Below are 15,686 nucleotides of genomic sequence, written 5' to 3'. Positions count from 1 at the left end.
TTGTTAACACTCATAAATCCAACTAAAAATGTTTTGTGGTTATAGTTAAAAAAAGTCAGGTGAATGTGTGGATAAGTAGAACATGAGACGATAAACTATAATAGTAACAATTTTTAGCAAATCACCTATAACAGTGAGGCGGGAATGACGAGATATGAACAGTTAGCAGCACAAATTCGTCAACAGATTGAAGATAATATTTGGCAAGTAGGTGACAGGCTACCTTCACTCAGAGAGAGCGTTAAGCAATCGGGTTTAAGCTTAATGACAGTGGTGCAAGCTTATCAGTTACTGGAAAGTCAGGGGTGGGTCGCTGCGCGCCCGCAATCTGGCTATTATGTTGCAAATCGCAATAACGCATTTGCCGCCGCAAAAGGGGGAAAAGGGCTCCATTTAAATGAAAATGTGGAGATCAACGCCTCGATTTTCGGTGTTCTACAAGCTTGCAAAGACCCCGATATTATCCCATTTGGCTCTGCTTTCCCAGAACCCGCTTTACTGGATGACCCAAAATTAGCCAAGTCTCTCGCTTCGGTGGCGCGTCGTTTATCGAAAACCAATACCACCACCAATTTACCACCGGGAAATGAACAGCTGCGCCGCAATATTGCCCAGCGCTATGCAACGCAAGGGATCCACGTCGCCCCCGATGAAATTGTGATCACGGCAGGGGCAATGGAATCCTTAGTGCTGAGCTTGCAAGCCGTCACTCAACCGGGGGATTGGGTAGTGATTGAATCCCCTGCATTTTATGGTTCCTTGCAGGCAATAGAGCGCTTAAAACTTAAAGCGATTGCTATCAAAACTGACCCATTATTTGGGATTGATCTCGATGCATTAGAGGACATTGCGGATAAATATCCGATCAAAGCCTGTTGGTTGATGACGCACTATCAAAACCCGTTAGGCGGCACGATGCCTCCTGCCAATAAAAAGCGGTTAGTGAATATTTTGAACAGTCACAAAATTGTGTTGATCGAAGATGATGTGTATGGCGAGCTTTACTTTGGTAATCAGCAACCTATTCCTGCAAAATCACTCGATTCACAAGGAAACTTTTTCCACTGTTCATCATTTTCGAAATGTTTAGCACCAGGGTACCGTGTTGGGTGGGTGGCTGCAGGTCATCATGCGAGCAAAATTCAGCATCTACAAATGATGAGCACCGTTTCTGCCAGCGTGCCAACTCAGTTGGCGATTGCGGAATACTTGTCTCAAGGGGGGTATGATAACCATCTGCGCAAACTGCGCCAAACCATGGAGCAGCGGCAACATATCATGCTGAGCGCAATCGCGAAATATATGCCGTCCACCGTTAAAGTGAACACCCCAAAAGGGGGCTATTTTTTATGGTTGGAATTTGAACCGCCATTTAACGCCATCCAGCTGTATCAATTGGCGTTGAAAGAAGGCATTAGCATCGCGCCGGGGAGCATGTTCTCTACCAGCGATCAATTTAATCATGCATTTCGACTAAATGCGTCATTTGCATGGAATGACAGGCTCGAACAGGCGATGCAAATTTTAGGCCGTTTATGCCATCGATTAACGGGGCTTAAATAGGGAAAATGGGGTGAGGGCGAAAGTCGCGTTCACCCTTGAGAGTTGATTAGCTGCTTGCAAGTCCGATGGCAGCAAAGGTTAACATTCCGCCAGCAACACCTTCTGTAATGCGACGTTTTTTATCGCTATATTGTTGGCGATTATGCATTGATGCGAATATCATGCCGATAGCACCGTAAATAATGATGCATGATGTGATAAAAGTCGCTGATAAGATTAAAGATTGTATTGCAACGCTTTCGGAAACATGGATAAAATTAGGCAAAATTGCGAAATAAACTAGCAACCCCTTAGGGTTAAGGAAGCTAGTGAGAAACGCTTTGCCAATCACAGCTTGCGTGGAAACGACGTTAATCTGGAACTTTCTCGATTTCATGGCCGATAACAGCATACGAACGGCTAAGTAAGCGACGTAGGCGACTCCCACCCATTTGATGGTTTGGAAGATAATCGGTGAAGTTGCAACAATAGCTGCGAGGCCAAGTGCCGCTAAAATGGCATGGGTCACATAGCCGAGGATAATACCCAAATTGGCTTTCCATGCAGCCGCGATACCGCCTGATAGCCCTTGCGATGAGATAAATAAAATATCGGGACCTGGTGTGCAAATTAAAGGAATGACAGTTGCACTAAACAGCAATAACGTTTGTAGATCCATCCAAACACCTCTATTTATTATTATTTTCTTATGAAGAGAAAAAGTTTGGTTATTATAGCTATTTTCCGTTGGAATTTGGTTGTTTTGTTGCTTGTCATGGATGTTTATTTGACATTTAATATCAAAAAATAAAAGCAAAAGAGGTTCGCATGCCAAAGACTACTGGCTCGCATTATGCAGAAAAACATGAGCTGGAACACAGTAGCTCATCCGCAATCAAATTAGATGCGATTGATAAACATATTTTGCAGGTGCTGCAACGTGATGGAAAAATTCAAAACGTTGAACTGGCAAAAGAAGTCGGCTTATCCCCGTCACCTTGCTTAAGACGCGTTAAGTTGCTGGAAGATGCTGGCGTAATTAAACGTTATGTTGCGGTGTTGGATGGTGCAAAGATTGGCGCCGGTTTGTCCCTGTTTGCACGTATTTGGTTTAAAACGCAAGATGCGCAAACCATTAACCAATTTGTTGCCGATATTCAGCAAATGCCAGAAGTGGTGGAGTGCCATTTAATGGCAGGTGAGTGTGATGCACTGATCCGTATTGTGACGGAAGATATGGCTTCCTATCGCCGTTTTCATGCCGATTATTTGACGCAAATAAGCAGTGTGCAGAGTATCAAAACGGAAGTGCCGATGGAGACCGTCAAAGTGACGTATGCACTTCCTTTATAAGTTTTATAAGCTTATGAAATCCACTTATTTACCCTTCTAGACTGCTCAATAATCATAATGGATATTATTGAGCAGCTTGCCAATTTGTATTGACTACTTATTAATGGGCGGATATAGCGCCAGAGATATTATTCTGGGCGCTCAGGAATTTCAGCAAGGTGCTCATAAATATTGTCGACAACGGTATTTGGCACACAGACAATCTTTGTCAGTTGCTTATCTTTGTTATAAACCACAACCCCTGATTCTATTTTAGAGCCTGAATGAGTTGTAAAAATGGTATAGGTATAAGTGCCGTTTTTAAAATCGATTTCTTGGGACGCTGCATAACCAGTATCTGTATCCGCATAGCGGGTTTGGAAAAAGCCCTGCGTAAGTTGTTTAGGGCTACGGGTAATTTCAATATCAGGCTGTTGATTTAATTTTCCAAACTGGTACTGATACTGACCATTAATCAACGTCACTTTGACCTGACGGTCATTTTTGTTAACGCATTGAAATACAGTCACTGTGTGTGAATCAGCCAGTGCTGGGGCAGACATGAGTACAGGTAATGCTAGAGCAAGTAGTGTACGGCGAAGTTTCATGGGATCCCTACCAATAAAAGAGTTATCAATATTTAGTTATCGGCATCTTATTCATATGCTCAATGGTCATTTTAGCATTTAAAATTAAGCTAAATGTATTAAGGGTGAAAAAGCAGACTATTCCACATTCCTCAGTTTGATATGACCAGTCCTCGAATTAACTAACGTTACGTTTTCCAGTGTGCGGATCCGCTACTCTTCACTTTACTTGACTAGAACCGCCATAGTTAGTTTGGTGTGTTATCAATTTTAGGCGAAATGCACGAATGTGGCAGGTAAAGGGAAAAAATTTCTCAGATTTTCGGCAAGGATTAGATTATTACTATGACGTTTGTTAAATTAAGGGGAGTCATTTTAAAGTACACGAATGCTAATCAAATAATGATAACATAGGGTAGAATATGTGTAATGGAACTCTCGCTATGCAGGTAAAAAATCGGCCTTTACCGAATTGGCAAACATTAAAATTAATATTGAGTTCTTTAATTGTCTTTAATTTTTATTTAAATGTTAATCCAGCTGTGAAATCCGATTATTCAATATTGATTGAAGTCTTTGATTGGGTATTAATCCCGATGTTTGTTTTTATCGCTGCATATTTAAGTAAAGGGATTTTATGGCAAGGTTGGCGAGCCCATTTAATCCCACCTTTAATTATCTATTTCACGTTTCAAACGATAGATGCGATCCCGCTTTATTTTACAAATCGATTAAGTGTCGAAGAATATTTACTGTTCCCTCAAAATGGTGTTTGGTTTTTCTTAGCGGTACCTATATGGCAAGCCGTTTTTTTATTACTGCCTTCATTTATAAAGAATAATATTGGGGGAGTGTTTATCACCTTGCTGTTGTCTATCATTATTGCGTTTTTTTCTAAGGTTTACTTATCGGATATCACTAGTTTTTCAGCAATTTTTCAGTATTTTCCATTTTTTGTTATGGCGTACTTTTGTGATGATAGAAAAATAGCTTGGCTCAGACAAAATGGTTTTTTTATCGTACCAGCAGTAATAGCTTTGGTTGCGATATATATTTACATCCCTGCTGGGATTGAGTCTGAGTTAATAAAGCTTTTAGGTGAAAATCAACTTGCTTATGATTTCTTTGTACATGTTTTTGCATTTCTAATGGGCGTGTTAATTTCAATTGCGGTTATTTGTATTGCATTATCAACAGAACAATTTGTGAAAATAGCAAATAACGCATTGGGAGTGTATTTGATTCATCCGATCATCTGTTTCTTACTATTGACTGGGTTAAGTTCATTCCATATCAAAGCGGGTTTACCCCTCTTAATTTTGCTCACTCTTGTCACCATTATACTAGCGTTAATTCTTGCCAAAAATTCGATCATTCATTGGTTTTTAAACCCTGAAATAAAGGTAAGAAAATAATAGAGAATAGTAAGATTAGGGACGGAAGGGGTCTATAAAATAAGGCTTACCGAATAATCTCGGTAAGCCTTTATTTAAGAGCAAAATGGCTTATTTACGCAGGGCTTTAACTTGCTCAGGGGTAACATCACCGGCTTGTCCACCCCATTGAACGCGCAGGAAGTTAACCAAATCCGCGATTTGTTGGTCATTAAGCTTGTTGGCGAAACCCGGCATACTTTGCATATTTTGGTTATTTGGGAACGCTTGCTCCGGCAAACCATCTAATACAGCATTAATGAGATTGGTACTGTCCACATCACGCAGGGTCGAATTACCTTTCATCGCCACTGCTACATTAGGTTTACCGCTGCCATCATAGGAGTGGCAACCAGAGCAACTTTCCAGATAAACCTGCTTACCTGCTGCGTTACCATCACCCATTTTGAGTGGTAATGTGGCTGGTGGGTTATCACCCATTAGGTAGGTCGCAATGGCCCTATTATCTTCCGGGGTTAAATGTTGTGTGCTGAGGTAAATAACGGGATGCATATCACTGTAGGCTGAACCTTGCGGTGCTAATCCAGTCATAAAGAACTGCTGGAGATCCTCTTTTGTCCAGCCACGGGCAGCGAGGGCGTCAGGGGTAATGTCAGGAGCAGTGAAACGGCCTAATGCGCCGCCTTTCATATACTTATCTAGCTCCATTTCGCCGAGTGCGCCTCTTGGTGTGTGGCATTCAGAGCAGTGTTCAAGCACATTGACTAGATACTTTCCTCGTTCCCATTCTGGAGAACTGCCTTGGGAGCTATTCGGCAATGGTTTATCATTGAAAAATAATAGGTTCCATCCAATCATCGCCATGCGCTGGTTTAATGGGAAAGGCAGTGAGTTTTCTGGTGGTGCGACATCAACCGCTGGGCGGCTCATTAAATAGCTGTAGATAGCGTCAGAATCACTGCGAGTTATCCCTTTATAGGAGGTATATGGCATCGCAGGGTAGAGGTTTTTGCTTGGTGGCGAAACGCCCTCAGTTAATGCTTTATGGAACTCTTCTTTTGTCCAGCGACCGATTCCATAATCAGCAGAAGGCGTTAAGTTACTACTATAAATAGTGCCAAAAGGCGTATCGAGAGGAAAACCACCCGCTAAAGGTGCGCCGTTTGCGCTGGTGTGACATGCGGCACAGTCACCTGCAAGCGTTAAGTAGCGACCACGCTCAATTTCCTCGGCACTCGCAGTGACTTTTTGCACAGGACCGTCCGGCTTGCGACTCTCATACCAATACAGAATCGCCCAGACGACAATAGCTATCGCTATCAACCATAAAATAATACGTTTGATCATTTTATCGTCTCCTTGATTAGCCCCGGAGTGCTCATCACAACATCTCGCACTGCTTCATAATAACGAACATAACCCGTACAGCGGCAAATATGATTATTTAAAGCCGTTTTGATGGCTTCTTCTAGCTCTTCTTCAGCAATTGGGTTGCGTTGCAATTCCTCAACAAAAATCGTTGCCGCATTGACAAAACCTGGGGTGCAGTAACCACATTGAAAACTAAAGTGGTCGATAAACGCTTCTTGTACAGGGGATAATTTAACGTCACCATTTTCTTCTTTGGTGGCAGCCCCTTCGATGGTACGAATGCTTTTATTGTTGAAAAAGTGTGCGCCTGTAATGCAGGTACGAACTTCTTCGCTTGTGCCCGATGGATTATCCAAAATAACCACACAAGCGTGGCAAATACCTTGGCCGCAGCCCAGTCGTGACCCTGTGAGGTCAACATACTCATGAAGAAAATCAATCATCATGAGACCTTCAGGAACATCCATCGGCCCATATTGTTGACCGTTAATGTTGATGGTAAGTGGTAGAAAATTTAGGCTCATGATAATACCTCTAGAATATCGTTAGGGCGAACAGGCAGACTCAAGAAATGGTGCCCTGTAGCATCAGCAATCGCATTGACGATGGAAGAAACGACAGGGATCATAACAACTTCAGCGACCCCTTTTGGTGGGTCGGTATCGGATAACCCCGGCAGTATTTCGCTAGTTTGTTTCCAAACCGCAACATCATTCGCGAGGGGTAAATGGTAACGGTTAAAGTTCCACGTTCCATTTCCGGGTCCATCTTCGTAGAGAGGTAAATATTCATGGAGCGCATGACCAATGCCCATCGCTAATCCACCTTGGATTTGCCCTGAAACCAATTGAGGTACAATTAAGTTTCCGCATTCAACCACGGTGTGGTGGTCGAGTAATTCGACATGACCAGTGGCTTTATCGATGGCAAGTTCAGATAAGGTAGCGACGGCGCTGTAATAGGTAACGCCAGCATTATTCCTTTGAGTATCAGGGTAATACGCTTTTTGGCGATGCCACACTTGGTAATCTTTGTTTGCAAAACGTAGAGAAAGACCATCAACAGGAAGGCGGCGGGTTTCATCATTAATTTTGAAATCAGCTTCAGCCCATTCCCAGCGGTTAAAGACATGGCAAACTGCGCCAGTTAAACCACCCATCTCAAATGTACGGTCGATTAAGCGCTGTAAGCTAAGCACTTCTAGCCCATCAGCGGTGAGACCATTGGCAACCCAACGGGCATCTTCACGACGAACCACGAGCGGAGCTGCTTGCCCACCACCAATGCCTTCTTGCCAAATTGACATCGCTGCAGGCCACAGACCATATTCGAAGACTAATCGAGCAGCTTCTTCCGTACTGTGGGTGAAATAATAAGCGGAGTTACTCGCGCTGGCTGGAGAGCAGTAATTTGGTGTCCAGAGCGGGTTAGTGGCGAGGCGATCTTGTTCATCTTGTGCCATGGCAAATGGGTTTCCTGTCGAAATCATCGGCAGAACTGACCAATCCACAACCGAGAAATGGGCTTCTTCCGCAGGTTTACCTAACCACTTGGCACAAACTACGGCTTGGGATGTGGACATCCCCGTACCAATCTCTGCACCACTATGATAAATGGCTATTTTTCCTTCAGGGGTGAGTTCAACGCGCGCAAAGGAGGATTCAGCACCTGTACCGAAGTCTTTTTGAACGCAAGAAATACCAGTACCAAATAATTTGCCTGCATTTTTAGCTTCAAAGTCGGCTTTACGTTTCGCTCTTTCTTTCCACATTGGGTGCTCAGCACAACGGGTTAACACTTCATCCGCGCGAATTGCACCACCCGGGATCGCTCCTTGAGTATTTTTCATTCCTGACTTGATGATGTTATTCAGGCGAAACTCAATAGGGTCGGCCTTGAGTAATTTGGCTGCTTCTTCCATTATCATGTCAGTGGCTGCCATGGCCTGTAACGTACCATAACCACGAGCAGATCCCGCATCAACTGCACGAGAAGCGGTACCCACCGCCGATAAATCACTGCGAGGAATGTAGTAAATGGCTTGGGCGCCAGTGGCAGCAACCATCACAACGGAAGGCGTAAAGTTACATCGGCCGCCTCCATCCCCAATAAATGAGGCGGAAAGTGCTTCAATTTTATGGGTTTTCTTATTGACTGCGAGGGTGTAGTCCATGTCAAACGCATGGCGTTTGATGGTAGATTGAAACTGTTCATAACGGTCGTTGGCTAAGCGGATCGGAACGCCATCACCATACAGGGTTGCCATCGCACCATAATAAGGGAATGGGGTGTGATCTTTCGAGCCATAACCCACAGTAAAGCAAGGATGTAAGAATATTTGCTTAATCGGGAATTTGGATTTTGCGAGCATTTCAGGCAGTGATGCAGCCACTTCTTGCGGAGACTGGGTTGGGATCACTAAATGGAAAGATTGTGTTTTTGCATCATACCAGCCATTGGCGTTATCGGGTTCTAATGCAGAGGTATCAATAGATTGCGAAAAATATTTACGCTTGATAATCAGCCAATCTTCCGGCGGATTTTCTAACTGTTTGGCGAGTTCATCCGCATAATACATGCCTTCTTGATCTAGCTTTCCACCTTCACGGCCTTCAGGCCAGATAGGGAGATGCTTTTTCATACCAATCGGGGAGATAGGCATATCTTTCATGCTGGAGTATATATCAGGCGAGAATGGTGTTTCTCCGCCGATACGAACCCCGCGATAAGTTCCCCAAGGATCTCGCTGTAATGGTCCTGTGTAAGCACCATATTGGATGACATCGTCGTGGAATTTGAGTGTCTCTTTGGCGAAGCTAAACTTGGCAAAATCATGATAAATCAGTAACGCGACAGCTTGCCCTAAGTAAGCAGGGGTTTTTCCTGTCGGTAACAGTAAATCTTCACCATAGAATTCAGGGAAGGCGACGCCATCTTTTTCTAAATCACTGGCTGTAACAATACGGTCAGGCATTAAGCCATCATTAAGTCGTTCGAGGTTAAAACCTTCGTAGATTTTATCGGCTTGGGTGACACGTAGGAGAAAGGCGTGCCCTTGTTGTTTGGGCCAGTGAGGGATATCGCGGGCTCGAATATCTCTTGCAAAGACTTTTTCACCTTGCACTTTGGCATAGCCATCAATTCGGAATTTGATTTTTTTATCGACAGGGTTCCAGTCGGGAGCCTGAAGAATTTTTTCCTCGAATAGCACATCAAAAGCTCGGCTATACAAAGGGGCGATATAACAAGAGATCCCCGCAACAACAGCACATTTGATAAAGTGTCTGCGGGATAGTCCGACATGGTTATTGCTCATAATATACCCTTACACTTATTTTCATTGCTTCAATTATTATTTTTTATTTCATTGCTGGTTTCGTAATATAAATATTTATATATCCAATAATTTCCCATCGAAATATGAGTAGAATTGGATGAATAATAAAAATAGCGATTGCCAGCATGATCTGCATATTATTATTTATAATATAAACAATAAAATTAATTATGTATAATGTAAACCATGAATATAGGTATATTAATATTAGCAGCAGGAAAAAGTGAGCGTTTTCAACGTGCTGGCGGTGAAGGAAGTAAATTAAATTATCGAATTGACCAACAAACTGTGTTCGAAAAAACGCTTGTAAATTCAATGAATAGTGAACTGCCTATTCATGTGGTCACTCGCGCTGATAATGTGGGTGTCATTAACAATTGTTTACATTTTAATATTCCATTTTCCGTATTAAATAGCGATGGGCTAGGGGAATCGATTGCGTTAGGCGTAAAAAATACCTCTAATTGGTGTGGCTGGTTAATTCAATTGGGGGATATGCCATATATTTCTCACGAAATATTTATTCAAGTTGCGAACGAATTAAAAAATTATTCATTAGTGCGACCTGTATATAAAAACATACCGGGGCATCCTGTCGGAATATCAGAAAAATATCGACAAAGTTTGCTTAATTTATCGGGTGATGATGGCGCAAAATCAATATTACGTCATCAATTGGTTTACGAAATGCAGATAAATGATGAGAATGTCATTAAAGATATTGATTATCTTCCAAATAAAAACTAAGAATAAAAATCAATAGGGACTGAATATGCTACGCGAAGATGTTTCCGTGATTTCTCAAGCAATAAAGTGGGCAACGGATGAGCCAGTCTGGTTATGCACTGTGCTGCATACTTATGGTTCTTCGCCGCGAAGCCCCGGCTCTTTATTGGTCGCTAAAGGGGATGGGATGTATGTAGGTTCTCTCTCTGGCGGCTGCATTGAAGAAGATTTTCTGCAACGAATTCAGCAAGGCCATTATTTAAAAGATAGCCAAGTTGTTCGCTATGGCCAAGGCGGTGTGGAAGCCAAAGTCAATTTACCTTGTGAAGGGAGTTTAGATGTACTGATCGAATATTTACCCTGTAATCCACATTCTCATCAATATCTCATGCAAATCCAAACAGCACTGCTCGGTTATACCGCCATCATCAAAAAATTGACGTTACCCCAGAGAAGTGAAATCACCACGGTGCCAAACTCACAACATCCCACCCATATTGAACGTAATGGCGATGAGATCCAGTTTTATATCATGGCGCCACCCAAGCTGATAATTGCGGGTATCTCTAATGTCGGCGTTTACTGCGCTAATTTTGCGGTTACATTAGGTTTTGAAGTGATTCTTTGTGAGCATCGCGATGATGAATTGTTACGCTTTGCTGGGCAAATTGCGGAACAAGTTGAGATTAAAAAAATATTCCCTGCACGCTTTTTAGAAGAGAATCCAAGCGCATCCAATACCGCCATTGTGTCTTTGACTCATGACCCTCGCATTGATGATTTAACATTAATGGAAGCTGTGAATACATCTGCATTTTATATTGGCGCAATGGGCTCAACCCGAACCAGTGCCAAGCGCCGAGAGCGTTTATTAAACTCAGGGGGATTAACGCTTGAAATGCTAGACCAGATCCATGCGCCTATCGGTATTCCAATTGGCAGTAAAACGCCACCAGAGATTGCGTTAGCAATTATGGCTGACATAGTGGCGCATAAGAATGGGCGGGGTTAGTATTGTTATGGGCGAATATTGCCCATTTCGAGTTGGGAAAATAAATAGTGGGTGGGAAAGGTATGGCTATTTTAAAACATGGAAGGATTCATAATGCGTTCTAAGCTCATTCACCAATGGAAGTACAAAAGGAGAGCTAGGCTGTCTTTCTTAGGGGCAGAGATCCTTTGGTCGGTAGTTTTAGGCATCATTCAGACATTAATCTATCAATGGTATTTGAGTGCTCATCCAGAGGATGCTGGTTTAGTTTTGAAAAGTAATTTCTATTACCAATTTTCTTTTAGTCTGTTTGGTTTGATGGAAGCGGTATTTGCTATTATCCAAATCTACATATTTACACTTCTTCTGACGCAACGAGTTAGGGATATTGGCATTAAATATCCATTTATGATTTCGCTTGTTTTTACATCAGCATCATTATTTTTAGCACCATTCAGTATGTTTAATTCATCAACTCTTTCGGTAATATTTATGTTTATTCTGCTGATTGGGGCATTGATTGCGCTATTTACACCGTCAGCGCAAGAAAAAGTATCAGTATAAAAGGTGATGAATTGAACAATATAGTGGTTATTTGAAGTGAAGAATTGTGAGCTTAAATTAAAAAAGCAGCCTAAAACCAAATCAGTTTTATGCTGCTTTTCTCTTTAATAACGACTTTCTAATAAGAAGATATAGGCTTACACGTTAAACAAGAAGTTCAACACATCGCCATCTTTAACGATGTAATCTTTACCTTCAGCACGCATTTTACCCGCTTCTTTCGCGCCTTGTTCACCACGGAATTTGATGAAATCTTCGAATGCGATAGTTTGTGCGCGGATAAAGCCTTTCTCGAAGTCAGTGTGGATTTTACCTGCCGCTTGTGGAGCAGTTGCGCCAACAGGGATAGTCCATGCGCGCACTTCTTTCACGCCAGCGGTGAAATAAGTTTGCAGGTTTAATAATTCGTAACCTGCGCGGATCACACGGTTCAGACCTGGTTCTTCAATGCCCAAATCAGCCATAAACTCATCGCGCTCTTCATCGTCCAGTTCGGCGATATCAGACTCGATAGCGGCACACACAGGCACAACAACAGAACCTTCGGCTTTAGCAATTTCGTAGACTTTGTCTAAGTATGGGTTATTTTCAAAACCATCTTCATTGACGTTAGCAATGTACATAGTTGGCTTCAGGGTTAAGAAGCTTAAATAACGGATTGCGGCTTTATCTTCAGCCGTTAAATCTAATGAACGCAGCATGCCAGCTTGTTCTAAGTGTGGCAGGCATTTTTCCAGCGCTTCTAATTCCGCTTTTGCGTCTTTATCGCCGCCTTTTGCGCGTTTTTGTACGCGGTGAATAGCACGCTCACAAGTATCTAAGTCAGATAATGCTAATTCAGTGTTGATCACTTCGATATCGGCTGCTGGGTCAACTTGGCCAGCAACGTGGATGATATTGTCATTTTCAAAACAACGAACAACGTGACCAATCGCTTCTGTTTCACGGATGTTAGTCAGGAATTGGTTACCAAGACCTTCACCTTTCGATGCGCCTTTTACCAGCCCCGCGATATCAACGAATTCCATCGTGGTTGGCAGGATGCGCTGAGGCTTCACAATTTCAGCTAATTGATCAAGACGTGGGTCTGGCATTGGCACAACACCCGTGTTTGGTTCAATTGTACAGAAAGGGAAGTTGGCTGCTTCGATGCCGGCTTTGGTCAATGCATTAAACAGAGTGGATTTACCCACGTTAGGCAGACCAACGATACCGCATTTAAAACCCATATGTTTCTCACCTTAATAGCGGGGGCAGGCGAGTGCTGCCCCTAATGTTTAGAAAATTGGCGCTGATTATACACAAAAACTCGTGTTTGATGAAATCAACTCTTAGGCTGTGGCTTTAAAACCATGTAAACGATTGATAGCTTTATCCATTCCGTCGGATAACAGGATGTCCGTGCAGCGCACAGATTCATCAATCGCATCATCAATAAGCTTCTGTTCTGACAGCGGTGGCTTGCCTAACACGAAACCAACAACTTTGTTTTTATCGCCAGGGTGCCCAATACCAATGCGTAAGCGGTAAAAGTTCGGGTTATTGGCAAATTTACTTTGAATATCTTTTAAGCCGTTATGCCCGCCGTTACTGCCACCGAGCTTCATTTTGGCCACACCTGGTGGTAAATCGAGCTCATCATGGGCGACTAAAATTTCATCTGGATTAATGCGATAGAAATTGGCCACTGCTGCGACGGATTTACCGCTCAAATTCATAAAGGTGGTCGGGACCAGCAAGCGAATATCATTGCCATTAAGATTGATGCGAGCCGTATAACCAAAAAATTTAGGCTCTTCTTTTAACGATTGGTTATGGCGTTGTGCCAGTAAATCAACATACCACGCACCAGCGTTATGGCGGGTTTGCGCATATTCAGCGCCCGGATTGGCTAATCCAACAATTAATTTTATTTTACTCACGGGGACTTTTTCACTGTCAATGTATAGAAATTGGCGACTAGTTTACCTCGTGTCGGGGTGGATGTACAAAATTGTCATTGATAAGATTGCGTTAGTGATAATTAGCTTATGAATTATTCGTCAATACCATCATCAGTTGGTAAATTGATAAAAAGCACTTTTTGAGTAGATATCCTTAAACTCTTCTATACATGTGAAGCTTATCGCAAATAATTTTACTTAAAGAGCTATACTCTTTACATAAATATAAAGTTTTATCGAACTTTTCTTCAATGCTTGCGTATCAGTTTACTGATATTGGAGGTAGATATGAAACGGAAAATGGTTACTCTCATTGGTAATGGCTTGATGGGTTTGGGTATGGTGGTGATGGGGGGAAGCATCGGTTTAAACCTGTTTTCTCATATTGTTGATTTAGGGTTGTCCGATGACATCATCAATAGCTCACTGTTTGGGATCTTTATCGGTGCGTTGGTTTGGTTAGTGGGCGCAAGAATGGGCGGTAAAGAGAAAGTGGAAGACCGTTACTGTTTGGTGAAACGTCAATTTCATTCTCGTAACGATAACCACCGCTACCCATAACGAGTTAGCTGAAGTTCATTTGAAGCTTATCAATAGAGATGAACAGAAGCATATTATTGAAAAATAGATGAAATCTAAATAAGAGTGAAATTCACTATGTATGATTTCACTCTTATTTTTTTGCCTGAAAAAGTAGGCTTTAAAAAAGCGGCTTTTTGAAAAGCTAAAAATAAAGCCCCTACGGTTGATGAACAACAGTAGGGGCGCTACTTATAAATTTTGTATCGTGACCACAATAAATGTGGTGCGATAAAGCACATTCCCCGTCTCAATAATTTCATGAAAAACGACTGAAACTAGGATGTTAAAACGGGGTCATTAAGACCCCGCTTTAGAATTAGTGCTCGAACATCGCAGAAATTGACTCTTCATTGCTGATACGGCGAATAGCTTCGGCCAGCATGCCTGAAAGGGTCAGGGTACGAACTTTGTTCAGCGCCTTGATTTCAGGAGAAAGAGGAATTGTGTCACAAACAATGACTTCATCAATCACAGAGTTTTTGATGTTGTCTACAGCATTACCTGAGAAGATTGGGTGAGTTGCGTAAGCGAATACACGCTTAGCACCACGTTCTTTCAGCGCTTCAGCTGCTTTACACAGTGTGCCACCAGTATCAATCATATCGTCAACTAAGATACAGTCACGACCAGAAACGTCACCGATGATGTGCATGACTTGAGAAACGTTTGCGCGTGGGCGACGTTTGTCAATGATTGCCATATCAGTATCGTTCAGTAATTTCGCGATTGCTCTAGCACGAACGACGCCGCCGATGTCTGGAGAAACAACGATTGGATTTTCTAAATCTTTCTGCAACATATCTTCCAGAAGGATTGGGCTACCAAATACGTTATCTACAGGAACATCAAAGAAGCCCTGGATCTGCTCTGCGTGTAAGTCAACAGTAAGAACACGGTCAACACCCACACTTGACAGAAAATCGGCAACAACTTTAGCGGTGATTGGTACACGGGCAGAACGTACGCGACGATCCTGTCTTGCATAACCGAAGTAAGGGATAACAGCGGTAATACGACCAGCAGATGCACGGCGCAGGGCATCGACCATAACAACGAGTTCCATCAGGTTGTCATTGGTTGGTGCGCAAGTTGACTGGATGATAAAAATATCACCACCGCGAACATTTTCATTAATTTGAACACTGACTTCGCCGTCGCTAAAACGACCAACAGCCGCGTCTCCAAGATTAGTGTAAAGGCGGTTAGCAACACGTTGTGCTAGTTCCGGTGTAGCGTTACCAGCAAAAAGCTTCATATCGGGCACGAGAAAAACCTCAGGCTTGCGTCCAGAGAGATATTGTTGACCAACAGCAATGA

15 protein-coding genes are annotated in these 15,686 nt (G+C 42.6%); 7 read left to right on the top strand and 8 right to left on the bottom strand.

All coding sequences use genetic code 11. The features are described 5' to 3' along the window. Positions 1–144 precede the first annotated feature (144 nt). Positions 145–1,563 carry an aminotransferase-like domain-containing protein gene (locus tag PR799_RS01135; protein ID WP_154627985.1) on the top strand — a complete coding sequence of 473 codons (1,419 nt, stop codon included), beginning with the start codon at positions 145–147 and terminating at the stop codon, positions 1,561–1,563. A 46-nt stretch (positions 1,564–1,609) separates the two neighbouring features. On the opposite strand, the gene PR799_RS01130 is transcribed toward PR799_RS01135, so the two are convergent. Continuing rightward, positions 1,610–2,221 (bottom strand): LysE family translocator, encoded by a 612-nt coding sequence (locus tag PR799_RS01130; RefSeq protein WP_154603954.1) that lies wholly within the window; start codon positions 2,219–2,221, stop codon positions 1,610–1,612. A 149-nt stretch (positions 2,222–2,370) separates the two neighbouring features. Here PR799_RS01130 and PR799_RS01125 point away from each other — a divergent pair, with 149 nt between their 5' ends. Further along, on the top strand, positions 2,371–2,895 hold the full coding sequence (locus PR799_RS01125; RefSeq protein WP_154627986.1) for an Lrp/AsnC family transcriptional regulator: 525 nt from the start codon (positions 2,371–2,373) through the stop codon (positions 2,893–2,895). A 128-nt stretch (positions 2,896–3,023) separates the two neighbouring features. Here PR799_RS01125 and PR799_RS01120 read toward each other — a convergent pair whose 3' ends face one another. Then, positions 3,024–3,482, bottom strand: coding sequence for a hypothetical protein (locus PR799_RS01120; RefSeq protein WP_272521055.1), 459 nt, complete (start codon positions 3,480–3,482; stop codon positions 3,024–3,026). A 401-nt stretch (positions 3,483–3,883) separates the two neighbouring features. Here PR799_RS01120 and PR799_RS01115 point away from each other — a divergent pair, with 401 nt between their 5' ends. Further along, positions 3,884–4,876, top strand: coding sequence for an acyltransferase family protein (locus tag PR799_RS01115; protein ID WP_272521054.1), 993 nt, complete (start codon positions 3,884–3,886; stop codon positions 4,874–4,876). 90 nt (positions 4,877–4,966) lie between these two features. Here PR799_RS01115 and PR799_RS01110 read toward each other — a convergent pair whose 3' ends face one another. The 3 genes from PR799_RS01110 to PR799_RS01100 are packed head-to-tail and all read right to left on the bottom strand — an operon-like array spanning position 4,967 to position 9,542. After that, positions 4,967–6,202: a c-type cytochrome gene (locus tag PR799_RS01110; protein ID WP_154627988.1), complete on the bottom strand. Its 1,236-nt coding sequence runs from the start codon at positions 6,200–6,202 to the stop codon at positions 4,967–4,969. Further along, complete coding sequence (locus PR799_RS01105; protein ID WP_036954690.1) at positions 6,199–6,750, bottom strand: (2Fe-2S)-binding protein; 552 nt, start codon at positions 6,748–6,750, stop codon at positions 6,199–6,201. The genes PR799_RS01110 and PR799_RS01105 overlap by 4 nt, the downstream gene beginning before the upstream one ends. Beyond that, the gene (locus tag PR799_RS01100; RefSeq protein ID WP_154627989.1) at positions 6,747–9,542 is read right to left on the bottom strand and encodes a xanthine dehydrogenase family protein molybdopterin-binding subunit; all 2,796 of its coding nucleotides are present in this window, start codon (positions 9,540–9,542) and stop codon (positions 6,747–6,749) included. Before PR799_RS01100 ends, PR799_RS01105 begins: the two co-directional genes overlap by 4 nt. Before the next feature lie 207 nt (positions 9,543–9,749). Between PR799_RS01100 and PR799_RS01095 the strand changes: the two genes are divergently transcribed. The 3 genes from PR799_RS01095 (at position 9,750) to PR799_RS01085 (ending at position 11,844) form a co-directional block, all read left to right on the top strand. Beyond that, a complete protein-coding gene (locus PR799_RS01095) occupies positions 9,750–10,310 on the top strand; it encodes a nucleotidyltransferase family protein (RefSeq protein WP_154627990.1) in 561 nt (186 codons plus the stop codon). 25 nt (positions 10,311–10,335) lie between these two features. Next, on the top strand, positions 10,336–11,301 hold the full coding sequence (locus PR799_RS01090; protein ID WP_272521052.1) for an XdhC family protein: 966 nt from the start codon (positions 10,336–10,338) through the stop codon (positions 11,299–11,301). Between the two features lie 93 nt (positions 11,302–11,394). Further along, positions 11,395–11,844, top strand: a complete 450-nt coding sequence (locus tag PR799_RS01085) for a hypothetical protein (RefSeq protein WP_272521051.1) — start codon at positions 11,395–11,397, stop codon at positions 11,842–11,844. A 137-nt stretch (positions 11,845–11,981) separates the two neighbouring features. On the opposite strand, the gene ychF is transcribed toward PR799_RS01085, so the two are convergent. Then, on the bottom strand, positions 11,982–13,073 hold the full coding sequence (gene ychF, locus PR799_RS01080; RefSeq protein ID WP_036954672.1) for a redox-regulated ATPase YchF: 1,092 nt from the start codon (positions 13,071–13,073) through the stop codon (positions 11,982–11,984). Positions 13,074–13,175: 102 nt separating this feature from the next. Further along, positions 13,176–13,766 (bottom strand): aminoacyl-tRNA hydrolase, encoded by a 591-nt coding sequence (gene pth, locus PR799_RS01075; protein WP_036954667.1) that lies wholly within the window; start codon positions 13,764–13,766, stop codon positions 13,176–13,178. A gap of 309 nt (positions 13,767–14,075) precedes the next feature. Between pth and PR799_RS01070 the strand changes: the two genes are divergently transcribed. After that, entirely contained in the window at positions 14,076–14,348 is a 273-nt protein-coding gene (locus PR799_RS01070) for a DUF2583 family protein (RefSeq protein WP_154626635.1), read from the top strand. A 337-nt stretch (positions 14,349–14,685) separates the two neighbouring features. Here the strand turns inward: PR799_RS01070 and prs are convergent, their stop codons facing one another. Continuing rightward, complete coding sequence (gene prs, locus PR799_RS01065) at positions 14,686–15,633, bottom strand: ribose-phosphate diphosphokinase (RefSeq protein ID WP_006661866.1); 948 nt, start codon at positions 15,631–15,633, stop codon at positions 14,686–14,688. Positions 15,634–15,686: the final 53 nt, after the last annotated feature.

Origin of the sequence: Providencia sp. PROV202 (assembly GCF_028479565.1) — a bacterium.
Lineage (GTDB): Bacteria > Pseudomonadota > Gammaproteobacteria > Enterobacterales > Enterobacteriaceae > Providencia > Providencia zhijiangensis.
This window is presented reverse-complemented; position numbering and strand designations above follow the sequence as displayed.